At 40.9% G+C, this 25,545-nt stretch carries 21 protein-coding genes and 2 pseudogenes; 12 read left to right on the forward strand and 11 right to left on the reverse strand.

The annotated features are described in order from the left end of the window. Window positions 1-260, forward strand: a pseudogene (locus ACTRWE_RS13330) (TMEM143 family protein); the annotation flags it as partial. A 63-nt stretch (window positions 261-323) separates the two neighbouring features. Here ACTRWE_RS13330 and ACTRWE_RS13335 read toward each other — a convergent pair. The 5 genes and pseudogenes from ACTRWE_RS13335 to ACTRWE_RS13355 form a co-directional block, all read right to left on the reverse strand. After that, window positions 324-3,461 carry an efflux RND transporter permease subunit gene (locus ACTRWE_RS13335; RefSeq protein ID WP_024601306.1) on the reverse strand — a complete coding sequence of 1,046 codons (3,138 nt, stop codon included), beginning with the start codon at window positions 3,459-3,461 and terminating at the stop codon, window positions 324-326. 8 nt (window positions 3,462-3,469) lie between these two features. Beyond that, window positions 3,470-4,699, reverse strand: a complete 1,230-nt coding sequence (locus ACTRWE_RS13340) for an efflux RND transporter periplasmic adaptor subunit (RefSeq protein WP_024601307.1) — start codon at window positions 4,697-4,699, stop codon at window positions 3,470-3,472. After that, a pseudogene (locus ACTRWE_RS13345) lies at window positions 4,696-5,949 on the reverse strand (TolC family protein). Before ACTRWE_RS13345 ends, ACTRWE_RS13340 begins: the two are co-directional and overlap by 4 nt. Window positions 5,950-6,122: 173 nt before the next feature. Then, on the reverse strand, window positions 6,123-6,449 hold the full coding sequence (locus ACTRWE_RS13350; protein ID WP_033102873.1) for a hypothetical protein: 327 nt from the start codon (window positions 6,447-6,449) through the stop codon (window positions 6,123-6,125). A gap of 189 nt (window positions 6,450-6,638) precedes the next feature. Beyond that, window positions 6,639-7,784, reverse strand: a complete 1,146-nt coding sequence (locus tag ACTRWE_RS13355; RefSeq protein WP_013465765.1) for an iron-containing alcohol dehydrogenase — start codon at window positions 7,782-7,784, stop codon at window positions 6,639-6,641. 183 nt (window positions 7,785-7,967) lie between these two features. Between ACTRWE_RS13355 and ACTRWE_RS13360 the strand changes: the two genes are divergently transcribed. Both ACTRWE_RS13360 and ACTRWE_RS13365 read left to right on the forward strand, forming a co-directional pair. Further along, entirely contained in the window at window positions 7,968-8,846 is an 879-nt protein-coding gene (locus tag ACTRWE_RS13360; protein WP_033102874.1) for an AraC family transcriptional regulator, read from the forward strand. A 260-nt stretch (window positions 8,847-9,106) separates the two neighbouring features. Continuing rightward, on the forward strand, window positions 9,107-10,570 hold the full coding sequence (locus ACTRWE_RS13365) for a sensor domain-containing diguanylate cyclase (RefSeq protein WP_235420439.1): 1,464 nt from the start codon (window positions 9,107-9,109) through the stop codon (window positions 10,568-10,570). Window positions 10,571-10,910: 340 nt separating this feature from the next. On the opposite strand, the gene ACTRWE_RS13370 is transcribed toward ACTRWE_RS13365, so the two are convergent. After that, on the reverse strand, window positions 10,911-11,333 hold the full coding sequence (locus ACTRWE_RS13370) for a VOC family protein (RefSeq protein WP_013465768.1): 423 nt from the start codon (window positions 11,331-11,333) through the stop codon (window positions 10,911-10,913). A 283-nt stretch (window positions 11,334-11,616) separates the two neighbouring features. Between ACTRWE_RS13370 and ACTRWE_RS13375 the strand changes: the two genes are divergently transcribed. The 3 genes from ACTRWE_RS13375 (at window position 11,617) to ACTRWE_RS13385 (ending at window position 14,635) form a co-directional block, all read left to right on the forward strand. Continuing rightward, window positions 11,617-11,922 (forward strand): hypothetical protein, encoded by a 306-nt coding sequence (locus tag ACTRWE_RS13375; protein ID WP_008111425.1) that lies wholly within the window; start codon window positions 11,617-11,619, stop codon window positions 11,920-11,922. Continuing rightward, entirely contained in the window at window positions 11,919-12,302 is a 384-nt protein-coding gene (locus tag ACTRWE_RS13380) for a hypothetical protein (RefSeq protein WP_008111424.1), read from the forward strand. The genes ACTRWE_RS13375 and ACTRWE_RS13380 overlap by 4 nt, the downstream gene beginning before the upstream one ends. Window positions 12,303-12,445: 143 nt before the next feature. Next, complete coding sequence (locus ACTRWE_RS13385) at window positions 12,446-14,635, forward strand: fasciclin domain-containing protein (protein WP_076920737.1); 2,190 nt, start codon at window positions 12,446-12,448, stop codon at window positions 14,633-14,635. 70 nt (window positions 14,636-14,705) lie between these two features. Here the strand turns inward: ACTRWE_RS13385 and ACTRWE_RS13390 are convergent, their stop codons facing one another. After that, window positions 14,706-15,530 (reverse strand): sterol desaturase family protein, encoded by an 825-nt coding sequence (locus tag ACTRWE_RS13390; protein WP_033102877.1) that lies wholly within the window; start codon window positions 15,528-15,530, stop codon window positions 14,706-14,708. Beyond that, window positions 15,520-15,969: an SRPBCC family protein gene (locus ACTRWE_RS13395; protein WP_033102878.1), complete on the reverse strand. Its 450-nt coding sequence runs from the start codon at window positions 15,967-15,969 to the stop codon at window positions 15,520-15,522. Before ACTRWE_RS13395 ends, ACTRWE_RS13390 begins: the two co-directional genes overlap by 11 nt. A gap of 96 nt (window positions 15,970-16,065) precedes the next feature. On the opposite strand from ACTRWE_RS13395, the gene ACTRWE_RS13400 reads away from it, so the two are divergent. After that, window positions 16,066-17,064: an AraC family transcriptional regulator gene (locus ACTRWE_RS13400; RefSeq protein WP_013465771.1), complete on the forward strand. Its 999-nt coding sequence runs from the start codon at window positions 16,066-16,068 to the stop codon at window positions 17,062-17,064. Between the two features lie 139 nt (window positions 17,065-17,203). Then, window positions 17,204-17,377, forward strand: a complete 174-nt coding sequence (locus tag ACTRWE_RS13405; protein WP_008111419.1) for a hypothetical protein — start codon at window positions 17,204-17,206, stop codon at window positions 17,375-17,377. On the opposite strand, the gene ACTRWE_RS13410 is transcribed toward ACTRWE_RS13405, so the two are convergent. After that, window positions 17,374-17,784 (reverse strand): nucleotide triphosphate diphosphatase NUDT15, encoded by a 411-nt coding sequence (locus ACTRWE_RS13410; RefSeq protein ID WP_008111418.1) that lies wholly within the window; start codon window positions 17,782-17,784, stop codon window positions 17,374-17,376. The genes ACTRWE_RS13405 and ACTRWE_RS13410 overlap by 4 nt on opposite strands. A 203-nt stretch (window positions 17,785-17,987) precedes the next feature. Between ACTRWE_RS13410 and ACTRWE_RS13415 the strand changes: the two genes are divergently transcribed. Both ACTRWE_RS13415 and ACTRWE_RS13420 read left to right on the forward strand, forming a co-directional pair. Next, window positions 17,988-19,877 (forward strand): propionyl-CoA synthetase, encoded by a 1,890-nt coding sequence (locus tag ACTRWE_RS13415; protein ID WP_033102879.1) that lies wholly within the window; start codon window positions 17,988-17,990, stop codon window positions 19,875-19,877. A 119-nt stretch (window positions 19,878-19,996) separates the two neighbouring features. Next, the gene (locus ACTRWE_RS13420; RefSeq protein ID WP_033102880.1) at window positions 19,997-21,265 is read left to right on the forward strand and encodes a mechanosensitive ion channel family protein; all 1,269 of its coding nucleotides are present in this window, start codon (window positions 19,997-19,999) and stop codon (window positions 21,263-21,265) included. A gap of 3 nt (window positions 21,266-21,268) precedes the next feature. On the opposite strand, the gene ACTRWE_RS13425 is transcribed toward ACTRWE_RS13420, so the two are convergent. Further along, window positions 21,269-22,153, reverse strand: coding sequence for a LysR family transcriptional regulator (locus tag ACTRWE_RS13425; RefSeq protein WP_033102881.1), 885 nt, complete (start codon window positions 22,151-22,153; stop codon window positions 21,269-21,271). Between the two features lie 110 nt (window positions 22,154-22,263). Here ACTRWE_RS13425 and ACTRWE_RS13430 point away from each other — a divergent pair, with 110 nt between their 5' ends. Both ACTRWE_RS13430 and ACTRWE_RS13435 read left to right on the forward strand, forming a co-directional pair. Beyond that, complete coding sequence (locus tag ACTRWE_RS13430) at window positions 22,264-23,406, forward strand: alkene reductase (protein ID WP_200882074.1); 1,143 nt, start codon at window positions 22,264-22,266, stop codon at window positions 23,404-23,406. 320 nt (window positions 23,407-23,726) lie between these two features. Further along, a complete protein-coding gene (locus tag ACTRWE_RS13435; RefSeq protein ID WP_318249040.1) occupies window positions 23,727-24,851 on the forward strand; it encodes a GGDEF domain-containing protein in 1,125 nt (374 codons plus the stop codon). Between the two features lie 70 nt (window positions 24,852-24,921). On the opposite strand, the gene ACTRWE_RS13440 is transcribed toward ACTRWE_RS13435, so the two are convergent. Beyond that, complete coding sequence (locus tag ACTRWE_RS13440; RefSeq protein ID WP_008111407.1) at window positions 24,922-25,449, reverse strand: hypothetical protein; 528 nt, start codon at window positions 25,447-25,449, stop codon at window positions 24,922-24,924. Window positions 25,450-25,545: the final 96 nt, after the last annotated feature.

The raw sequence follows: 25,545 nt of genomic DNA on the forward strand, positions 1-25,545 counted from the left end.
TAAAAGAAGCCCTACTGGCCTACACGTTTTTACTAAAATCTAAAAATGGCTTAAGTGCTCACGCACTTGATGAGCAGATAGAGACGTGGTTTAAAAGCAAGTACCAATGCGAGCTAGATTTTGAAATTAGCGACGCGCTTGAAAAGCTTGAACGTATGCATTTAGTAACTTGCACAAACACCCTATATAACGCGGTAAATCTAGAGCGCGCAAAAGCCATATTAGATGAGCGCTGGGATAGCCTATTTCAATATAACTAAGCAACTCCTTACTTAACAAAAAAGCAGCTGACACTTCAGCTGCTTTTTACGTTATTACCTAATTTAGGCTGTTTGCTGCTTTTTAAATTTTGCATGCACTAATTTATAAAGTGCTGGTAAAATTAACAATGTGAGCAAAGTGGATGACATAATTCCACCTACCACCACGGTTGCCAAAGGCCGTTGTATTTCAGCGCCGGTACCGGTATTTAGCGCCATAGGTATAAAGCCTAAACTAGCCACAAGCGCGGTCATTAGCACTGGGCGTAATCGCTGTAGTGCCCCGCTATGTATTGCATAATATAAGCTTAACCCCTCATTTCGTAATTGCTTAATGAACGACAACATCACTACACCGTTTAATACCGCAACCCCACTTAGCGCAATAAACCCCACACCCGCTGAAATAGAAAGCGGCATATCTCGTAGCAATAATGCCAATACCCCACCGGTCAGTGCCAGTGGTACACCACTGAATATAATAAGTGAATCACGCAGCGATCCAAAAGCACTATAAAGTAAGCCAAAAATAAGCAATAAAGTCACAGGCACTACCAACGACAAACGCTTACTCGCCGATTGTAATTGCTCAAACGTACCGCCGTATTCAAGCCAATAACCGCTGGGTAGGTTAAGTTGTGCGTTCATAGTCGCTTGGGCATCTCTTACAAAGCTGGCTAAATCGCGTCCTGTTACATTCGCTGTTACTACCACATTGCGCTTGCCGCTTTCGCGATTTATTTGATTAGGGCCTTTTTCAATACTGATTGTAGCCACTTCTCCAAGCGGTACAAATGCAAGCTCAGGGTTACTACTTTGAGGTAATGCAATAGGTAAACGCGCAAGCACAGAGACATCATCAGACCAACGCTTATCTAAGCGTACTAATAACGAAAAGCGCTTATCACCCTCATAAATTAGCCCTGTTTGCACCCCACCAACAGCAGCGGCAAGAGTTTGTTGAATGTCGTTTACAGTCAATCCTAGTAGCGCCATATGGTCTCGCATTGGGGTAACAGAAAGTGTAGGCAAGCCCTCCATTTGCTCTAAACGTACATCAGTAGCACCGGTAATATTTCGCATTAAACCAGTGGCTTTTTCGCCAAACTGTTTAAGTGTGGCTAAATCGTCACCGTAAATACGCAGCGCTACATCGGCACGCACACCGGCAATTAACTCGTTAAAGCGCATTTCTATAGGCTGGGTAAATTCATAGTTATTACCCGGTACCTCATTCACACGATGACGAATTTGCTGCACTAACGCGTCTTTACTTAGTGACGGATCTGGCCATTGCTCACGCGGCTTTAACATTAAAAAAGTGTCGGCAACATTAGGTGGCATAGGATCGCTGGCTACATCCGCGGTGCCAATCTTTGAAAATACGTTTGTAATTTCAGGTTGCTCTAATAAAGCCTGCTCCAACTGCTTTTGCATTTGCACCGATTGTTCAATACCGGTGCCAGTAATACGCAGCGCATGCATTGCAATATCACCTTCATCTAGCTGGGGTAAAAATTCGGCGCCCATATTTTTAACTTTAAAGCCAAGTACTAGTACTAAAACCGTGGCAATGCTCACCATCACCCACGGTAATTTAAGCGATAAGTTAAGCAGTGGCTTGTAGATTTTTTTAACACCACGCATTACTGCATTTTCGCTTTCATCTACTTTACCACGCACAAATACGGCAATTGCCGCCGGCACAAAGGTAACAGCAAAAATAAGTGCACCTATTAACGCAGCAATAACAGTAAACGCCATAGGCTGAAACATTTTGCCCTCAACACCACTGAGCGCAAATAGCGGTAAATACACCAACATAATAATTAAAATACCAAATACGGCGGGGCTAAACACTTCTTTGGTGGCTGAAGTGACAACCTCTAAACGCTCACTGAGCGTAAGTAAGCGACCATGTTTATGTTGAGCCATCCCTAATTGACGAAGGCAGTTTTCAACCACAATCACCGCGCCATCAACAATTAATCCAAAATCGATTGCACCTAAGCTCATTAAGTTACCCGAGACTCGATTGCCCACCATGCCTGTAATAGCAAATAGCATACTCAGCGGAATAACCATGGCGGTAATAAGCGCACCAGTGATGTTCCCGAGCAATAACAGTAAAATGACGATAACTAATACCGCCCCTTCAAACAGATTTTTTTGAACTGTGGCAATGGTTTTATCAACCAGGTTGGTACGGTCATAGACAGGCTCAACGATAACCCCTGCAGGTAAGCTTTTTTGTACCTCTATCAACTTATCAGCCATGGCTTTGGCGACCACACGGCTGTTTTCACCTATTAGCATCATTGCCGTGCCTAGTACGGTTTCTTCGCCATTATAGGTAGCCGCGCCGGTTCTGAGCTCTTTTCCTAAATACACATTTGCCACGTCTTTAATTCGCACAGGAGCATCATCACGCTTGGCGATAACGGTGTTTGCTATATCGGCTAATGTTTTTAATTGCCCAGGCGAGCGCACTAAATATTGGCCGTCAAAGCGCTCTATATAACCGGCTCCGCGATTGCTGTTATTAAGCTCAAGTGCACTAATAACATCGTTGATTGTTAGCTTATAAGCGATGAGCTTTTCTGGCATGGGCGCAACTTGGTACTGGCGCTCAAAGCCACCTTGGCTGTTTATTTCGGTTACGCCTTTTACTTTTAAAAGCTGCGGACGAATAACCCAGTCTTGCAAAGTACGTAAGTCTTCGGCGTTATACGCCGTACCATCACTTTTTAACGCATCGGGTTTTGCATGCACGCTATAGGTAAATATTTCACCTAAACCACTGGCAATAGGTCCAAGGTTTGGCTCAACATTATTAGGTAAATCGGCGCGAATACTTTGAATACGCTCACCAATTTGTTGACGTGCCCAATAAATATCGGTGCCTTCATCAAAAATAATGGTTACTTGAGAAAGCCCATAGCGAGAAAGCGAACGGGTATAATCAAGCTTAGGAATACCCGCCATCGCTGTTTCGACTAAGTAAGTGATACGCTGCTCAACTTCAAGCGGCGTAAAACCAGGCGCTTTAGTATTAATTTGCACTTGCACGTTGGTAATATCGGGGACAGCATCTACCGCTAAGTTTTGGATGTTATACACACCAAACCCAGCAAATAAAAATGTCAGTGCCAGTACCATCATGCGGCGTTTAACCGCAAAAGAAACAATCCAGTTAATCATGGTACCTCCTAGTGAGCGTGACTTGCGCCGCTTTTTAAAATATCGGCTTTGATCACATAGCTATTGGTTGTGACGTACTCGCTACCTGGGCTTAAACCCGCGATCACTTCAACCCACTCGCTACTTTTTGCGCCTAAAGTAACAGGGCGTACTTCAAACACACTATTTTTACGCACAAACACACTCGCCATACCATTAAACTCTTGAATAGCCTCAGGCTTTACACGCACGTTAGCATTAACCTTATCGATACTGACATCACTATTAACATGCATACCTGGACGCCAATGACCATCAGGGTTATTAAGCTCAATACGAGCACGTGCAATGTGCCCGCCGGTCATCATAGGCGCTATAAAAAACACCTTACCTTGGGCATTTAAATGATGATGTAAATCGTACACCGTGGCACTTTGACCAATGGCTAGGTTTTCAATATTTTCAGGAAAGGCAGAGAGCTCAACCCATACTTTATCAAGGTTCACGACTTGCATAAGCGCGCGAGTACTTGCCAGTTCGCCACGCTTTAAATATTGCTCGGTTACAACACCGCTAATGGGGCTTTTAATACTGTAGTTTTGCAATGTTTCACGGTTGGTGACACTGGCCAGTACCTCACCTTTTTGAACCTTTTGACCAATGCTGACAAAAATATCGCTGATCAATCCGGTATATGGCGCCATCACTTCTACTGTGCCGTGCTGTGTCGGTGCAATAACACCAAACAGCGTGTCAGAAATATCAACCTCGCCGCTTTTTGCTATCTGCGTTTCAATACCCGCACCTTTAACTACTCGCTCACTAAGCATAGTGCGGCCTTCGTGTTGGGTGTACTCAAAACTAACGTGTTCACCTTTATAATTGGCAGTAATGAAAAGCGCAAACGAATGTGGCTCATTTATGGGTTGCGTGCTAACAAGGTACTCATTCTCACGCGTAAATTGTATTTTTTGCGGCGCTTCTACTAATCGTTTTAAGTTCATTTCGATGCTTAAATCGTTGATATCTACCGGCTGATTTTGCTCATAACCATATACGCGCAGCTCAACTTTACCTGCCAATTCTTGCAGCTTTAACTCAAGAGTGAGCTTTTCGTTGGTTAATAAAAAGCCGCCGTGTGGACCTTGTTTTTGGGTTTGCTCTGTTTGGTCATGCTCTGCTGAGGCAAATGCATGTGTGCTTATAAGGCTCGTTGTAAACGAAAGTGATACTAATAATGCGATAAACGTGTTGTTCATGGTTGAAAAGTCTCAATTAAAGATTGGCCAGTTAAACGCTCAAGAGTAAGGTGCGTTTGATATAGTACTGCATAGGTATTGATAAGTGCGCGTTTAGAGTCAAATAGAGCTTGTTGGGCATCGAGCAATTGCAACACCGAAATTTGTCCGCGTTGATAGCTTTTTAAACTTTGCTCAATGAGTGTTTGGGCTTGTGGAATAACCTGCCCTGATAACAACTGCGCCTGTAACGTTTTGCCTTGGTAATAGGCGTACAAGGTACGAACTTGTTGGCGTAACTGAACCCGTAATTGCTCTTGCTGCTTGCTTAGCAGTGCCAACTGACTGTTAGCCGCTTCAATATTACCGCTATTTGAGTTACTCAATTGCAGCGGCATAGAAAACGAAAACAGTAACGAACTGGTATCGCTTTATAGATTGAAGCGCAGGCCTGCACCTACATTAATATCGCTTTGCCCGTTAGCTTTTTGCAGCGTTAAGTTGGCCGCTTGCTGCAAATATTGTTGCTGCAACATAGCAAACTCAGGCGCTTGGTTAACTGCATTGAGTAACGCTTGCTCAGATTTAAGCGGTATTAAAGTAGCCATATTCCCTGCGAAATTCGTGTAGTCATGTTGCTCATTCCACAACTCATTGAGCGATAAACGCGCTCGCTCAAATTCGCTATTTAGCTTAGCTTTATCAAGCTCTACTTGGCTAAGCGCATAACGCATACGGGTTACATCGGCTTGCGATACAGCGCCAGCGTTAGCCCGTTGCTTTATTGCTTTAAGAGCTTGGCTCACCACGTGTTGTCGTTCGCTGTTAAGCGTAAGTAAGGTTTGAAATTTAAGCGCCTCGTAATATCGCTCACCAGTGGTTGCTAATAAAGCTAACCGAGTATTTTGATATTGTATTGCTTGGGCTTTAATGTTCGCCGTTGCGTAATTTATGCGGCTTTGGCGTTTATCTCCAAGCTCTATAAGCTGGCTAAATGCCAAGGTTATTTCAGCCCCTTGCACACCACGCGCATCGTTTGTTCCTAAGAGGTTTTCGGCTTCTACATTTATTACAGGGTTAGGCGAAAGCGCCGCTTGAGATTTAAGCGCGCTGAGTATTTTTTGATGATAAGGATAGCGTTTTAATAGCGGATTTTGTTGCTCGGTATTTATCAACGCTTGTTTTAGGGTTAACGTTTTAACATTTGCAAACGCACTAAAAGCAGGTAGCGCACACAGCATCACCACCAGCATAATTGGTTTTTTATTCATATAGCTTGTCCGTTTTTTAATAAACAGAGTTCACTTGCAAACCATTCACAACCTACGCTAAAAATAGCGACAGTGTAAAATAGTTAGCAATTTAAACATGCCTATAACAGCCCATAGAACGCTTACGCGCAGGCAGCTAAAAGCACAATAATTAATTGAAATTAAATTAAAAACTAGCTAAATGAATTCGGTGGGGGTACATCAGGTGGATAATTTAAACCATGGTAATACACAAGTACTGAGGGTTTACTTTGTTGAGGAATAATAGCGTGACTAAGTGTGCTGTAATAGCCACAGTGACAATGTTGGTGTGCATGAATCTCAGCCGGTGGCTGATTATCGCTTTGTCCTTGGTCATTATCAGCGGTTATAGTGTTTTGTGATAATGCGTTACTTACATGCTCAACGTCTTCTTGTAAATGGTATGCAGCGCCATCACAACTTATAAAGCTGTGCACAAGCACGAGTAACATGACCATTAACAAACGATTTGAGCGCATAATTTAGCTATCTTCTCAGCCTAAAATTGACTTAAATAAACCTAACCAATTGAAGCCACATAGTATATTAGCGGCAAACGACAATAAAGGGCTTTTTATCAATTAATGGCGCCAATTGCGTTTACTGAGGTTAACTATAAAACAAAAAACCACCGGCTTTAATAGCCAGTGGTTTTTTAAGATTAACGCTTAAGCAACCGCGTGTTCTAAAATTTCACGGCTTTCTTTTAGCGTAATCGCTTGGTTTTCACCAAGGGCAACCATGCCATGTGCTTCTAGTTTGCCAATAATATTATCAATGGCAGCCGCTTTATCATCACCATGTTCAGTTAGCTGTGTTGCAACCTCAAGGCTGTGGTAAAACGCTTCAATCGCTTGAATTGTTTGCTCCGCTAAATCGTCTGTTTGCTCAAGGCCAAATACGTTTTTACCCATTTGCTCTAGTTTCGCTTTTTTAACTGCAAATTGATTGCGCAATAACGAAGGCTGAACAATAGCAAGCGAACGCGCATGGTCAACACCATAGGCAGCAGTAAGCTCATGGCCAATCATGTGGGTTGCCCAATCTTGCGATACGCCAGAACCAATTAAGCCATTAAGTGCTTGGTTAGCTGCCCACATAAGGTTTGCACGCCATGCATCGTCTTGGTTTTCAAAGTTATCGCCCAGTGTTTTGAGCGTTTTTAACAGTGCCTCTGCGTATCCTTCTTGTACCAATGCGCCTTCAGGGAACGTAAGGTATTGCTCACAAGTATGCACCCACGCATCAACTAAGCCATTTACAAGCTGGCGCTGTGGTAATGTTTTCATTACATCAGGATCCATAATCGCAAATTTAGGCAGTACTTCTGGTGAAGCAAACGGCAATTTTTGCTTAGTCGCTTCTTTGCTTACCACTGAGTTTTGGTTAGATTCAGAACCTGTAGCTGGTAGCGTTAATACGGCACCAATTGGTAATGCGCTGGTAATTGTATGCTTACCAGTAGGAATGTCCCAACCTTCGCCGTCGTATACTGCAGAAGCCGCAATGTATTTAACGCCGTCTATTACAGAGCCGCCGCCGACACCTAATACAAAGTCGATATCTTGTTCTTTACAAATTTTAACCGCTTGGTCAAGTACTTCAATTGTTGGGTTAGCACCCACACCCGAGAATTCGACCCAATCAAAACCTTCAAGTGCAGCAGCAACTTGGTCATACACGCCGTTCTTTTTAATTGAGCCGCCGCCATAAACAACCAATACTTTTTGATCTTTTGCGATCAAGTCGCTAAGTGCGGCAATTTGCTGTTGGCCAAATTGGATGAGAGTGGGATTTACGTAGCTAAATTTCATTATTTTGCTCCTAGGTGACGGTTAATTTCATGATGCTTTACTTAGTCACATATCAAGTAAAGCTTTGATGGATGCATATTAGTAGCAAAGTTAATATATAAAAAGCCCAATAACTGCCTAAAGCTTGCCTAAAACTACCAGCGCTGTTATTTTACGCAAAATATTTTAATTACAGATACTTTTATGCCCATCATAGCCAAAATGTTGCAACAATACGCCGAGCACAATAATTTACTAAGCTTTGAGGGCACCATGGAAACAATTATTCCAGGGGTGTATTTTCATCGCGCTACCAAAAGTTCACCGCGCCAGCCGCTTATTTATAATTCAGGCATAATCGTGGTTGGCCAAGGCCATAAAATAATTCATTTCCCAGAACATCAAATAAAATACGGCGAAGGTGATTACTTGGTACTAGGTGTACCGGTCCCATTAGAGTGTGAAGCGTTTACCGATAATGACTTACCGGTTATGGGCATAGCTATAGATATAAATCCTGTCATGTTGCACAAACTGGTTAATCAGATGATGCAGCACCAGCCTTTATCTGTCTCCAGCGCGAACATTGGCGCAGTACAATCAGCAAAGCTAAACTGCGCAATGGAGCAGGTAACATGTAGGTTACTAACGGTTTTAAATAATCCACTTGAGGCTGAGATATTCGGCGAAGATATAGTAAAAGAGCTAGTGTATCGTGTCCTTTGCGGCCCCCAAGGGAATACTTTAATAGGCCTAGCTATGCATGATGGCCATTATGCGCGTATAGCTCGCACACTAGCAACGATGCATCAGGACTATGCAAACCCTATTACTGTTGAAAGTTTAGCAGAAGAGGTAAATATGAGCGTATCCTCTTTTCATCGTGCATTTAGACAGGTAACGTTTGAATCTCCCTTACAATACTTAAAAAAAGTACGTTTAGCTAAAGCAAAAGAGTTAATTACCACAGCGGGCAGCAAAGCAAATGAAGCTGCTTTTAAGGTAGGTTACACCAGTGCATCACAGTTTAGCCGTGAGTTTAAACGCCACTTTAATAAAACTCCGAGTGAAATACAGTTATAAAAATAAGATTTACCCATTCATGCGCTATATCAAACTTTATTATTAACTTTTACTAGCAAAGATAACACGCTTTGTTAATATAGGGTAACTGCCATTTTTATAACCCTACTATGCTCAATAACACCGTAACAATAAGGAAGCACTTACATACAACCACCTCCTTATGTATTAAACTTTGCGGTGCTTTATTTTTTATTTTTCTTATCTGCAATACAGCTATTGCAAAAGATAGCTGCAATTTAAAATCTATCACAAACAGTGTGTCCATTCCCTTATCGCAAGGTATTGCTGCAGACATAAAACTAGAAAAAGGCATTAACCAATTTGAGTTGATATGTACGCTAAACCAAAGCGGTGTTTTTACGTTTACTCGCCCTGCACTTGAACGTTTTTCGTGGCAACAAAATAACCAATTAAAAGCCCCTTTAAAAACAAATCAAATGGCTATTTTAATGGAACAAGGCAGCTTTAATGCAGAGCTAACTTTAACCACTACTGCCAGCTATAACCCCCGGTTTACTTGGCTAGACTCACAGCAATTTATTGAAAAGGTGCAATTGTACAATTTAATATTTGGGGTGTTTTATGGATTATGCGCAACGCTTATTTTTTATGCTTTAATAATAGGTTATGGCATTAAAGACGCTATTTTTAAACTGTATAGCATCTATCTTTTTTGTATCGTTAGCTTTATTTTTTTACAAGAAGGCCAGCCCTATTTATTTACCAATGGCTACTTTTCTGCATATATCAGCCACCTTTATACATTAAGCATTGGTTTAACTATAGTCAGTGCTACTTGGTTTATGAGCGCACTATTAGAGCTACCTGAGTATTGGCGCAAATTAAGTTATGCATTAAAAATTACCGCGTTATGTGTACTGACTTTGTGCTTACAAAAAATAGCTTTAGATTTACCCGCTATTACTAATATCACCACAATCGTTACTGGCTATTTGTCACTACTGATTGTGATGACCATTTTTATACTCTCAGCTGTGCAAGCTAAACAAGGCGTTAACGAAGCCAGCTTGGTATTTATTGCCTTAAGCTGTGTATTTATCAGCATGATATTTAGAGTGTTACTAACCGAATACAGTCCTTTTATACAGCGTTATGGGTTTGTGATTGCTTTTACGATTGAATCTCTGCTTCTTGCTATTGCAGTTGGTAGGCGAATTCAACGACTCAGTTATGCTAAAAAACAGGCTGAACAGCACGCTAATTACGATCATCTTTGTCATATTTATAACCGCCGAGGCTGGAGTTTAAAAGCCAATGAGTTATTAAAAAAACACGCTCAACGTGGTGGCGTATTGTGTTTTTTATATATCGATTTAGACCGATTTAAAGCAATAAATGATACCTACGGCCATGATGTTGGCGATAAAGTACTTTGCACGGTGGCAGAGTCAATTAGTCAGCATATGCGCAGTGAAGACGCAGTTGGCCGCTTAGGCGGAGATGAGTTTGTGGCTATGGCATTATTTACCAGCAAAGATAAAATTAACCAGCGAGTTGCGACCCTTGAACAAAAATTAAATGCGCTTAGCTTAGAACACCAAGGCAACACCATCGCTATTTACGCAAGCGTAGGACAAATAAACTATAGCGAAGCGCCTAAAAATTTAGATGAGGTTTTAAAAGCCGGTGATGAAGCAATGTATCAAAAAAAGTCATTACGAAAAGCGCAGGCTAAGCAAACCTACACTAGGGTCTGTTGATCTTTCAAGGTTAAATTTGCAGCAGTCTGTTTGGTATTTAGGCAAGGCAGAGCCTATGTGGTGTGGTTATTCCCCATAAATAGGCGATAACGCAGCATCAATGCCAGACAGGCGCTGCCCGAAGGGTTCTGCCTAGGGGCGATTTACTCTTTGTTGCCTACATGGATGTAGGTAAGGGGCGTGAGCAGGACGCGGAAGCTTTGCTTGGTTTTTACTTAGCCCACTAGGTTACAAACCTCGCGCCGCGATTAAACCGCCCCTAGCTTGAACAAATTTTAATCCGCAAAGGTCAACAGACCCTAGAGAAAACGCCTAAAGTAATCGTTTAGGCGCATAATCATTACTCGTCTTTTTTGAATAAGACTTCTGGGTTTACCATAGTTTTCATTTCTAAAACGTTACCATTTGGATCTTCAATAAAAAACGTTTCTTGCTCAAATTCATCACCTACAAAACGGCGGTAAGGCTTATCTAAATATTCAAGGCCAGCAGCCGCAATCCGAGTTTTTAACGCCTGAAATTCATCTTCAGATAAGTGAATACCAAAATGCGGTACAGCTACTGCGCCCATATCAACATCATGACGCACTGTTGGTAAGCGCTCTGTGCTTTGATGAAGCGTTAACTCGTTACCCCAAAAATCAATGTCTACCCATCGCCCAGCTTCACTATTACCCGTTTTACAACCAAGCACGTCACAATAAAACGCTTTCGCTTTTTCAAGATCACCAGCTGGAATAGCCAAATGCAAACAGTTAGACATAAATTACCTTAGGTTATAACTTTTAATATATGAAATATGCTGCATTATACATAATTTGTAATTTATAGAACATTAACGGCATTATTTTTAGTCATTCATTGCGTACATTTAATTTAAAGCCACGGTTATTTGCTCTTTTGGGAGACATATATCGCTTTTAGTCTTAAATTGTCGATTTTAACTATTAAAGCTAAAACTGAACCTTTATGATGTGCGCCTTATGACTAAATTCATACTTTTAAAATTCATCACCTTTTTTATAGGCTGCTTGTCGTGCTTTATAATGCATACCACATTGGCATTACCTATTGTTGTGTCTGCTGCTTTAACAGGCCTTATCGGTTCATTTATTCCGTTTCCTGCACGTTATCAAAACCACCCTTATGCCTCCATTTATGCAGGTAGTTTTGCCGGTATGTGTTCCACCAGCTTAATTAGCAACTATTGGGAAATCGCTATTATTTCTGCCATTGGCGCTGTTTTATATACACTAACACTTAATGTATTTGCAGGATTTGGCGGACGATTAGGCAGTATTGCATTTGCCAGTGTAGCCCTGTTTGTTTTAGCTAAAGGATTGCTGATATGACTATTACATACCCAGTATTAGCCTTGGCTGGTGCTTTTTTTACCTTTTATTTAGCAAAGCATAACCGCTTTGATGCTATAAGAGCCTCAGCTGCACTCTCAATTATTGCCTATTTGATTTTTGCACAGCTGAGCCTCAACGCAGAACTCTATAGTATCGTCTTTTTTGGCGGCACCTTTATTGGCATGAGCGCCCCTCACCGCTTTGGTGTTTATACGCTTGCCAGTTCAGCAATTATATTTTCATTGTTTTTTGCCTATTTGGTTCCCATTCTTGATGGCTTTGGTGGCGCTTTGGGAATTAGTGCATTTTTATCGGTGTGTATTTGCCACCTTTTTATTTTACTGGGTGCGCCTCGCAGTAAAAAAACTAAAATTTAAGACTTGCTTGAATAAAAGTTCAATTAAATCTTACACCTATTAAATCGTACAAAAATAACGCTCCTTTTTTTGATCAATACAGAGCTTGGCTACGTAGAGTTCACAAAGCTGTAACACTGTAACATTCAATTAAAGGAAAAATTATGAATAAAGTATTTAAGCTCGGTGCTATCATACTTCCCTTGTTACTCATTCAAGGTTGTAGTAGCGACGATGATAACAACGCCCCTGTCACTGTAGATCCACAACCAGCCGTTTCTGTTTTAGATGCCGCACAGGACTCTGGAGAATTCACTACCCTTGTTGCAGCTTTAGAAGCAACAGGTCTAGATGAAACACTAGACGATTTAACTAACAGCTATACCGTTTTTGCTCCTACTGATGATGCATTTGCGTTATTAGGTGAAGAAACTATCAATAATTTATTAGCTGATCCTGATACTTTAAGCTCAATTTTAACTTACCATGTGATCTCTGGCAGAGTAGATGCGCAAGCAGCAATTGGTTCGGCTGGGTCAACCGTTGAAACGGTAAACGGACAAAGTATTGCACTGTCTTTAAATGGTGAAAGCTTATTAGTTAATACCAGCACGGTAACAATGACCGACATTAAAACCGACAACGGTATTATTCATGTTATTGACGCAGTACTTACACCCAAAACAGTGTCAGAAACACCGCCAACCAACAATATTGTTGAAACAGCTCAACAAGCAGGCGACTTTAGTACTTTGCTTGCCGCACTTGACGCTGCAGGCTTAACATCGGCACTGGCGGATACGTCGAAAGAGTTCACCGTTTTCGCTCCAACCGACGCTGCATTTGAAGCAATTGGTAGTGGTTTTTTAAATACACTGCTGGCAAACCCTACCGTTTTAGCGGATGTTTTAAAGCAGCATGTGCTTGTTGGGTCAGTTGATTCAGTCACTGCAATGTCTTTAAACGGCCAATCAGCTGAAACGCTATTAGGCAATACACTTCCAATTGCGATAAACGCAGATACAAATATGTTGTCGTTTGGCGGTGCAAACATCATTGTTAAAGATATTATGACTTCTAACGGTGTTATCCATGTAATCGATTCGGTTATTATTTCTGATGTAACCTTACCGCAAAGCGCAGGAACAATTGCTGATATAGCCAGTGCTAATGGTAACTTTACTACGCTTCTTGCTGCACTAACGGCAACAGGCTTAGATACGTTAGTTGCTGATCCAGATAACACTTTTAGTGTATTTGCTCCTACGGATGATGCATTTGCAGCGCTCGGTCAGGATACAATTAATGCGCTGTTAGCTGATACAGATACACTTCGTGATATCTTGCTTTACCATGTATTCCCTGACGCCACTGTTTTATCTGATGACGCTGTAGCCATTGCTAATAGCAATAGTAACAAAGTAGAAATGGCCAATGGCGACATGGCTGCTATTTCTTATGTGAATAGCTCGCTATTTATCAATGATTCGGCAATCACAGAGGCAAATGTAACCGCAAGCAACGGCGTTATTCATGTATTAAATAAAGTGATTATGCCACCGGCTGAAGTCGGCACACCGACTAAAACTATTGCAACAGTTGCCACAGAAACGCCTGCATTATCTACATTAGTAACTGCACTGCAAGCAGCAGGGTTAGTTGATACGTTTAACGATACCAATCAATCATTTACTGTATTTGCACCAACAAATGCGGCATTTAGTAAAATCCCTTCCGCTGATTTAGATGCCTTATTGGCTGACACCGCTGCACTAACAGGTGTTTTGACTCAACATGTATTAGGCGCTCAAGTTGGAAGTACCGATGCATTTGCAGCCAATGGTAAAATGGTCACTACACTTGCTGATAATATGCTAAGCGTAAACGTGGTAGATTTTACCAGCACCGAAAATACAGCAACAGACAGCGTAGCTTATGATGCAACAAATAATCGTTTAGTAACGGGTATGGCCGATGCAATGCCTGGTAAAACCGTGTATGTATTTGATAACGACTTAGGTGAGGCAATGAGCGTATGTGAAGCAGCTTGTGCAACAACGTGGCCACCCGTGTTAGGCACTGCGGAGTCTATCGAAAATATTCCGGGTTTATCATTGATTGCTCGCTCAGATGGCAGCATGCAAGTCGCTTACCTTGGCCGTCCTTTATATACCTTCTCAGGTGATACGGCAGCTGGTCAGAATAATGGTCAAGCTGTGAACGATATTTGGTGGCAAGTAAGCTTACCGGCTACATCACTACAAGTAGCTGGCAGCAATGTAACAACCACTGATATTTACACTAGTAATGGCGTTGTACACTTAATTGATACAGTGATCACAACGGCCAAATAACTAAATTTTACTGTGAGATAAGCCAGGAGTGATGCTATTTGATCCTGGCTTTTTTTATATAAAAATAGGCTTACTTATTACTACTTTGAGAGCTTGTTGGGTAGCCAAACAACACGTTTAACTTGGCTTTTAACCCTTTAGCTTGGTAAGTACTTTTAAATAAATACAGCCACTGATGAAAGGTGATTTTGATTGGGTTATTACTGTTTAATTGACCAATAATGCCGTATTTACAGGGCTTGTTTTCATCCTCTTCTACATAAGTGCCAAATAATTTATCCCAAATAATTAAAACGCCAGCGAAGTTTTTATCTAAGTAGCCATTATTTATAGCGTGGTGCACCCGATGATGCGATGGGGTATTAAATAATGCTTCAAACCAACCGAGCTTTTTTACCACTTGCGTGTGTACAAAAAATTGATAAGCCAAATTAAGTGCCACCACCGCAAAAACAATCACAGGCTCAAAGCCTATTAATATCATCGGCAACCAAAATAGCCACATTCCCGCCAGCGGATACATTAAACTTTGCCTAAATGCCGTGGTAAAGTTCATTTTAGTAGAACTATGATGCACTACATGAGCGGCCCATAACCAATGAATATGATGTGATGCACGATGAAACCAATAGTATAAAAAGTCTTGCAGTAAAAAAGCGCCTAATACAGTAAATAGCGTCAATTCAATATCAAATAGCCGAAACTGATACAACCAATAAAAAAACGGCATTAATAATAATAACGCAATGGCATCAGCGCCTTGATGTAATAAAGCAAGTAACGCGTTGGCTAAGCTGTCTTTTATATCGTAGTAACGTCTAAATTTTATAAACTCAACCCCTACAAACAGCAAAAAAATAGGGCTCAGTGCCAATAAAATAATTTCAATGCTCATGATGTTTCTCCTGAAAATAGCTGGCTATTTTTTTAAGTGCTTGGCTAACATCTTTTTTTATAAAAAAAGCCAGTATAAAATTGGGTAACCACAAAGGCGCAATGCAACGAATATGGTAGCTGATCTCGGTGAGTGATGGCTGAGCATTATTGGCTTTTAAGTAAATATCACCACGGTGCTGTGCAACGGGTTTATCCCCTAAAATACGGTAACTAATGTGGCTATTATCGGCCGTTATTATTTGCTCTTTAAATGTTGTACCTTGCATTTTTATTTGTCTAATAGTGCCTTTTCCACCACTTATTTCACCCGAGTCTTGCGGTGTTAACACTTCAAACTGCGCATTAAAAAAGCGCCCCAAATCAGCATGCGCTAATAATAAGATGCATAATTGTTCAGGTGTTGCTGCCACACTATGTTTAACGTTTATCTCAATCATTGTGTGCCCCATATTATTTTTATAGATCTCTAGCATATAAAAATATTGCATGGCAAACTTGCGATTAGATGACTATTTTTTAGCTTTAGGCGACAAATGAAAACCTTAGCCGATCATTACTTTTCTAGCTGTTTGGATTATCTTCAAAGCACAGGATTAGATAGCCAAGAGATACTAACTGCCATTGAATTTGATGAATATACAAATAAGCAAACACAACAATTAGCGCCTCGTATTAGCTTAAAAAGCTATAATGCGCTGCTTAGTTATGCACAGCAAACGCTAAATGACTCCTTATTCGGGTTTGAATTAGGAAAACAAATACGTACCGCTGATTTTGGTGTACTTGGGTATTTAATTGAATCGAGTACTAATCTAGCCAGTGCCATTACTGCACTACTGAGTTACGACAGCCTAGTGGCTAACATAGGGCGTGCTGAGTTTGAACAGCAACAAACACTTTGCAAGGTAACTTGGTTAGCAGACCCACAGTGCAGTCCACAGGCCGTATTACGAAATATGACCGCGTGGGTAAGTGTTATACGCCAACTGCTTAATCCTCAGCTTTCGCCTAGTTGCGTTTATTTTACAGCACATTTTTCAGACAGTGAGTTACAACAATTAGCGCAATGGTTTAATTGCCCAGTAAAAGCTGGCGCTAACTTTAATCAAGTAGAGTTTCCAAGTAGTTACTTAACCCTTCCTTTTAAAACCGATAACTCCCAGATTAACGCTGTGCTAAAGCAAATGTCAGAGCAACAGCTATCCCAGTTTAAAAGTCAGCAATTATTAACAGAAAAAATTAATCATATTTTAATGGCTAAATACGATTTGCAGGACTGCTCACTGATCAGAACGGCTAGTGCTTTAAATATGACCCCGCGCACAGTGCAACGTCATCTAAAGCAAGAAAACACCAATTTTGCCGCGCTTCTTGAGCAAGAGCAAAAACGCCGTTTGTTAACATATATTCCTCATTATTCGCTAAGCAGTATTGCAACTATGTTGGGGTTTAATGATCAAAGCTCTTTTAATCGCGCCTTTAAGCGCTGGTATCAATGCTCACCTCGTCAATTTATAAAAAACAATAATTAAACAATTTGATTACCTAAAACACACATTTAACGTGTACCTTTTTATTGATTTTATTTACACTAGCCTCATGTATTGCTTTAAAGACAATTATTTATGCGTTTGCGTATGATGTTAACTGTTTTTGTATTGGTTTTTTATAGTGCGGTCTGTCACGCAAACCCGGTTACCTTCTTCTCTTCACTTTGCAGCAAGTAAGCAGCTTAACCCGCAAACAGCGAAAATTATTACTGATAGATTAAACGCGATAAAAGAAAGCGGTGAATACCAACAAATTTTAAATAAATGGCAGCTCCCTATTCCAACGCGCCTTTAGTCTTGAGTAGGTAAAACGCCTTGCGTTAAGTAATTTTTCAATGAAGTAAATAAAGGTGAAGGTAAGTTATTAATATCGCACCAACGCCACTGTAAACATTTGTTAGGCTCTTTATTCACAGGCTCGCCACCTTCATACTTTGCCCGTACATATAAAGTAATATAGTGCTTGTTCTCGGCGCTAAAAATATCGTTGGTAAAATCGAGTTTACGAATATTAGTAACAGTAAGCCCTGTCTCTTCTGCTACTTCGCGCACTGCACATTGCTCAACCGTTTCACCAAATTCTAAATGCCCCCCAGGGGTTGCCCAGGTATTTGCACCATGTGCGCCTATTCGCTCACCGAGTAAAATTTTATTATCATGCATTACTATCACTGCAACGCCTACTCTGACAACTTGATTCATTATTACCACATTAAATAGTTCATCATTTTTATATGTTACCTCATTTAAGTCATCAAACTAGTTGTTAGTTCGTTATAAACCATAGCGTTAGCTAAAAACCAAACAACTCGTTCATTATTTAACCGACCATAGTCGAATATCACTCCTGATAAAAAGCGCTTAGTTTTAAATAAAGTTATATTAAATTTTGCTCAGGAGCCTTTATGTCAGGTGAATACAAACAACATTACAACGAGTTTAAACAAAACCCGGCAGCGTTTTGGTTATCGCAAAGTAAACGTCTCCCTTGGTACCAGGCTCCCGAAACAGCTTACACACAAGATGAAAACGGTTTATATCACTGGTATGCCGATGGCCAACTTAATAGCTGCTTTTTAGCGGTAGATCAGCATGTTATTGCCGGCCATGGTGATGAAACAGCGTTAATTTATGACTCACCCGTAACCAATACCGCGCGCAGCTACAGTTACTTTGAACTGCAACAAGAAGTCGCTAAATTCGCAGGAGTAATGCAGTCTTTAGGCGTAACAAAAGGCGACCGCGTGGTTATTTATATGCCCATGATCCCCGAGGCTGTAATTGGCATGTTAGCCTGCGCCCGCATCGGCGCTATTCATTCGGTCGTTTTTGGCGGGTTTGCAGCGCATGAGCTTGCCGTAAGAATTGATGACGCCAAGCCTAAGTTAGTACTCAGTGCTTCTTGCGGTGTGGAAGTGAATACCGTAATTGAATACAAAGAGTTACTTGATAACGCGCTCGAATCAGCCTCGTATAAAGTAGAAAATTGTATAATTTATCAGCGTGAGCAAGTAACTGCACCACTTATGCCTGAGCGTGATATTGACTGGGCTGTTGCAATGCAAACAGCTACTGGCGTTGATCCCATTCCGGTAAGTGGCGATCACCCGCTTTATATTTTATACACGTCAGGCACAACGGGTACTCCCAAGGGGGTTGTTCGTGAAAATGGCGGCCATGCCGTGGCCATGCATTACAGCATGGAAACCGTATACGGAATGAAACCCGGTGACGTGTTTTGGACCGCTTCGGATATTGGTTGGGTTGTAGGCCATTCGTACATAGTGTATGCACCGCTTATGTACCGCTGCGCCACTATTTTATTTGAAGGTAAACCAGTTAGAACCCCAGATGCCAGTGCATTTTGGCGAGTGGTTGAACAGTATAAAGTAACGGCTTTATTTAGCGCACCAACGGCCTTTAGAGCGATAAAAAAAGAAGATCCCAATGCCGATGGGTTTAAACAATACGATACTTCAAGTCTGAAACGCTTGTTTTTAGCAGGCGAGCGCTTAGATCCTCCCACCTACGATTGGCTCAAAGAAAAAACAGGCCTACCTGTGCTTGATCATTGGTGGCAAACAGAAACTGGTTGGGCGATAGCCTGTAATCCTGTCGGCATTGAGCACCTACCTACAAAAGCAGGCAGTTCAACGGTTGCGACTCCTGGGTTTGACGTACGTATTTTAGATATGAATGGTGACGAATGCGCCCCCAATGAACAAGGTGCAGTCGTTATTAAACTGCCCTTACCGCCAGGATGTTTACCCACTATTTGGCAAAATACCGAGCGCTTTAAAGCCGGTTATTTAAGTGAATATGATGGCTATTATCTTTCTGGCGACGGCGGTTATATTGATGATGAAGGCTACCTATTTATTATGGGCCGCACCGATGATGTTATTAATGTAGCGGGACATCGTTTATCAACCGGTGAAATGGAAGAAATTGTAGCCGCTCATCCCGCGGTTGCTGAATGTGCCGTATTTGGTGTTAATGATGCGCTCAAGGGTCAAAACCCCATGGCCATGGTGGTATTAAAAAATGATTTTCATGGATCGCATAAAGAAGTAGAGCAGCAATTGGTGCAAACCGTGCGTAATCAAATCGGCGCTATTGCGTGTCTTAAAAATATTATGTGTGTAGAGCGCTTACCAAAAACACGCTCAGGTAAAATTTTACGCAAAAACTTACGTCAACTTATTGATGGTGAAGAACTGCAAATTCCATCAACCATTGACGATCCGAGTATTTTTGAGGAGTTAACTCTGCAACTTGCTGAAAATAAAATATAAATATTATTTTTAAAAAGTCTATTTAAGCGCGGCTTAAATAGACTTTTCTCGCCCCATCTGCTTAAATAGATTTCATTAAATAGATGAAACTCACGCAAATAAATCTCTTGGGAATATAAATGACTGAAATACGATCGCAGCTGCGAGAATTTTTACTGCAATGGTTTAGTCTTTATTTTCCTGGGAGTGCGCATTTATGGTACAACATATTAGTACTGTGCTGGGTTGGCTTATTTGCGCTCATATTGCACCTAATCTTAAGGTCAGTTTCAAAACGACTACTTAAAGGCCGCTTTAGTGATAAAGTTGTTCAAACCGATACCCACACGCCTGCCGACTTAGCGCTTAAATTAACACGTAATATTTCCTTTGTTTTACAAGGTGCTGTGGTTGTTATACAAGCTAGGCTCTGGGTTCCAGAAGGAACGGCTTTTTTACATATCATTGAGATGTTTACTGATCAGTGGATCATTTTATTTGCACTGCTCTCGCTGTTTTCTATGCTCAATATTTTTCAAGCAATATCTGACAGGCAACCCATTGCAGCTCACTTCCCATTACGTGGTTTTTTACAAACAATTAAACTGATCGCCAGCGTATTAACCGGTATTTTAGCGATTTCATTATTAATGAATAAATCCCCGTTAATATTACTCAGTGGTTTAGGTGCGCTATCGGCTGTACTGCTACTGGTGTTTAAAGACGCTATTTTAGGGCTGGTGGCCGGTATTCAGCTTTCAGCAAACAATATGCTTGCGGTTGGTGATTGGTTAGAAATGCCCAAATACGGCGCAGATGGCGATGTGATTGATATAGCCTTGACCACAGTTAAAGTAAGAAATTGGGATAAAACCATTACCACTATTCCAACCTATGCGCTAATTTCTGACTCATTTAAAAACTGGCGCGGTATGTCAGAATCCGGTGGCAGGCGCATAAAACGGAGTATCCATATAGAAATGAGCAGTGTGCGCTTTTTAGATGAACAAGAAATCACCGCGCTGAAAAAAGCAGATTTATTAAGTCACTACCTCGAAATTACCCTACCGGCTATTAACGAGCAAAATACCACGAAAAAAATAGATATGAGCTGTACGTTAAATGGTCGTCGGCTCACTAACGTTGGCACATTTCGTCATTATTTAGTCGCGCTATTAAAACAGCATCCACATATTCATCAGGCAATGACACTGATGGTAAGGCAGCTAGAGCCAACTAAAAATGGCTTACCCATTGAGATTTATGCATTTACCAATACAACTAATTGGGGTGAGTATGAAAATATTCAGTCAGATATATTTGACCATATATTAGCGATATTACCCGCCTTTTCGTTACGTGCCCATGAGGCACCAACAGGGAACGATATTCGTCAACTAATTAAATAATCACTAAATCCGTTTTAATTGTGCTATTAACCACTGGTGAATATCGCTGTTATTTGAACGTGGATGCCACGCTGCAATCACCTTAAATGGCGGTGGTAATAATTCAACTTCAAGCTGTTTCACTTTGGCGTTTGGCAGTAAACGCGATGGGTAAAAAGCAATTAAGTCAGTACTGCAAAGCAAATCGGGGACAAATGAAAAGCCAGGCACTGACATAACTATATTGCGCGCATAGCCCTTATCAGCAAACCATTGGTCGTGAGAGCCTCTTAAGTTAGCACGTGACGCTGAAACCACTAATTGAGGGTGTGCCGCCACTTCAGCAAGGCTCAACGTCGATGAAGAAAACACCGTGTCTTTCCCCGCAATACAAATATGTTGTTCTTCAAATAATGTGTCATAGATTAAGTTTGTAGGGATAAATTCAGGAAAACTAATTAATAAATCCAGCTCTCCTGCACTTATTAATTGATTAACATTATCAGAGGCAAAGTCACGAATAATCAGCTTTAATCCTGGCGCTTCGCGTCTTGTTATTTCTAATAATTGTGGCAAAAGAGCTGCTATAGCGTAATCAGTCGCACTTATTGTAAATACGCCCTTGTAACTACTTGGGGTAAATTGTTTAGGTATTAATAACGCTTCTACCTGAGTTAATATTTGATTAATGGGCTTCTCTAGTGCAATTGCTTTAGGTGTTGCAACCATTGTATTGCCTTGGCGAATAAAAAGCCGATCGTCAAATAAGTCACGCAATTTTCGCAGCTGCTCACTAATAGCCTGCTGGGTTAAGCCCATTTTGCGGGCCACATCCGACACATTTTTTAGTTTAAGTAATGCACTCAATATTCGTAATTGTTTTATATCAAGCCGAGATATACCATTCATAATTGTATCTTAAACAAAAAAACATTGTTTCAAATTGTACCTTTTAATCCCTATGCTCACCAGCATTGTAATTGGCGCTAAACAGCATTATTAATTTAAAAGGTATTAAAATGAGTCAACCAAGTAAGAATATCGACAGTCTATTTTCATCAATCAATTTAGGCCCATACACACTTAAAAACCGTATTGTAATGCCGCCACTTACACGCTCACGCAGCACAGTTCCTGGCAATATCCCCAACGAGGTGATGGCCACATATTATGCACAGCGTGCTAGTGCCGGTTTTATGGTTACCGAAGGCACTCAAATTGAACCAAGAGGACAAGGGTATGCTTGGACACCAGGCATTCATTCTAATCAACAAATAGCTGGTTGGAAAAAAGTAACTGATGCAGTACATGCAGAAGGTGGAATTATTTTTGCCCAGCTTTGGCACGTTGGCCGCGTTTCACATACCAGCTTACAGCCTAATGAAGCCAAACCTATTGCCCCCTCAGCTCTAACAGCTGATAGCGTTAAAGTCTTTATTGAAACAGGACCGGCTCAAGGCGCTTTAGCCAACCCAAGTGAACCACAAGCTTTAACAACCGATGAAGTAAAAGAGCTTGTTGGCATGTATGCACAAGCTGCCCGTAATGCGCTAGAAGCGGGGTTTGATGGCGTAGAACTGCATTGTGCTAATGGGTATTTAGTAAATCAGTTTATTTCTGAGCACACCAATAAACGAGATGATGAATACGGCGGATCTCTTACTAATCGCCTGCGCTTTTTAAAAGAAATTGTCGCGGCAGTAAGTGACGTAGTAGGCCCTGAGCGCTTAGGGGTTAGATTTGCGCCCTTATTTAGCAGTACTGATGAAACCCGTGTTTATTTAGGGTTAGTAGAATCAGACCCACATCATACCTACATTGAAGCGATTAAAGTACTTGAACAAGCCGGTATTGCTTACCTTTCAATTGCAGAAGCTGATTGGGACAATGCTCCTGATTTACCAGAGCTATTTTATCAAGCAGCTAGAGCTGAATTTTCTGGGCGTATTATTTACGCTGGTAAGTACACTGTTGAAAAAGCGGTGGCGATGTTAGCTAAAGGCTACGGTGATTTATTTGCTTTTGGTCGCCCTTTTATTGCAAACCCTGATTTACCAGCGCGCATAAAAAATCAATGGCCATTAAATGATGCCGATGCAGCCACTATGTATGGCGGGACTGAGCAAGGTTACAGTGACTACCCTTACTACAAAAACGATTAATTAATAGGCCATGGATGGCCTTATTCAATGTTTAAACGCTTTTTACATCGTCTCCCACCTTGTTGAATTTAATCTGCTCACTATTTTTACATTTACTAAAATGTCATACATTTGGTTAAAAAATGTCGATAAAAAGCATTAAAATTAGTTTTAAAGTATTGTTTTTAAATAATTAACAAGCATTAAAGTAGTAATATTTTTTATATATCAATACAATAAGCTTTTATTTTTTTAGGCATCGGTCTTTGGAGCATGGGTTGTTAAAATTAGCAGGAGTTAAATCAACTTCTTTGAGTCTTTTAGCTGTGTGTGGATTATTTTTGTTATTAACTCAATTTCAAACCCAATGGCAAAGTAAACTCTCTCTTATTAATAATCTTGTTTATCCATTACTAATTATTACCGCTATATTTGCCACTCAGTTTAATCGAAGTCGAGTCGCTATTTTGTGCGCATTTTGGTTACTTTATTTATGTTCACTTGAGTATGCTTTGCCGTGGTCAAGTTGGCTTAAAGCGCAATCTGATTGGGTTTTACTATGCGCTGCAAGTTTATTAATGTTGTTAGCCGTGATAAAAGATCGCGCACTTTTATCAATACACACTGCGACCCGAACCTTATTAATTATTCTATGTGGCGGCGCAGCGTTTGCGTGGCTGGCACTGAGTCTGCATTTACAAGGGCTATCATTACAACCTTCTGTTTATACTCAACTGCTTCCTTATTTACCCATAGCTTTACCACTGTCGCTCATTGGCAGCTTACTCATTTGGCAAAGCGTAAGAACACATAACCTGACGCAAACGGCGTTACTCATTACTTTTATTGTGTGGTGCCTTAATCAGCAACACATTATTGATTTTCCTTGGTCTGTCATTGCTGTACTTATGGCTTCTCTGTATTTATTAGCGGTGAGTACCGACTCTTATTATTTAGCTTACAGAGACGATTTAACGAGCTTACCAACGCGCCGCGCACTTAATCAGCTTGCTCTATCATTAGGGCGAAAATACACTGTTGCTATGCTCGATATTGACCACTTTAAAAAATTCAACGACACCTATGGCCATGATATTGGCGACCAAGTACTTAAGCTAGTGGCAGCAAAAATGAGTGGCGTTAAAGGGGGTGGCAAGATTTACCGCTATGGCGGAGAGGAATTTACCGTTGTATTTCCAAGAAAAACAGCTGAGCAGTCAATTCCTGAACTCGAAACACTGCGTCAAAATATTGCAACTTACGACATGGTGATCAGAAACCCAAAACGCACAGATAAAAAATCTCGCAAAGGTAAACAGCCAAGCGACAATAAAACGGTGAACGTGACTGTTTCTATTGGCGTAGCACAAAGAACAGCAAAACAAAGCTTTGACGAGGCTTTAAAAAATGCTGATTTAGCGCTTTATAGAGCTAAAAAGAAAGGCAGAAACAACGTAAGCGAATAATGATTTTGTAACGTGGCACGCTAACGTTTAGTTATAGCATGCCCAAAGGCATGCTAACTTTACCTGCAACCTATTGCTTTTCAATCACCGCTTTTAAATTATTTAACGCGGAGACCGAAAAGCCACGGTCGTAAAAGTAAATAATTTTGCCACTCTCATCAAGCAGTATTACGCGGCTGTTATTCGGGTTTTCGTTACCAGTAAATGCTTGAACCTTATCGCCATCTTTGTAAATTGTGATCACCCCACCCCACAACTCTTTTGGGATCCCTTTGCGCATACCGCTATCGATTAAGGTACTAAACATGCGAGGAACCATACCCTGAATAGTGGGCAACTCATAAGCGGTCACATTCACTGCGCTCATATCTAAACCAATAAGCCAACGATCAATATCAAACTGGCTATCTTGTTTATAACCAATTAACAGCAACGTATTGGGGTTGTTAAAGTCCTCAGGAATGGTGAATGACTTTTGCTCTAAGCTTTCTCCCGTCACAGTAGGAAATTGCTTACCAAGTAGTGCTTGGTTTGGGTATTGGGTTGAACACCCACTAACCACTAAAACCATCACCAGTGCCATTATTGCCTTTAACATACCTCTACTCCCTCTTTTAAATAAAAACTAAAGTGAACAAATTAATTTATTACTACGTATTAGGGTTACGATTTTATTTGTAGTTAAGATCTTACT

The sequence above is a fragment of the Pseudoalteromonas sp. G5_S1_54_S4 genome (assembly GCF_054968565.1).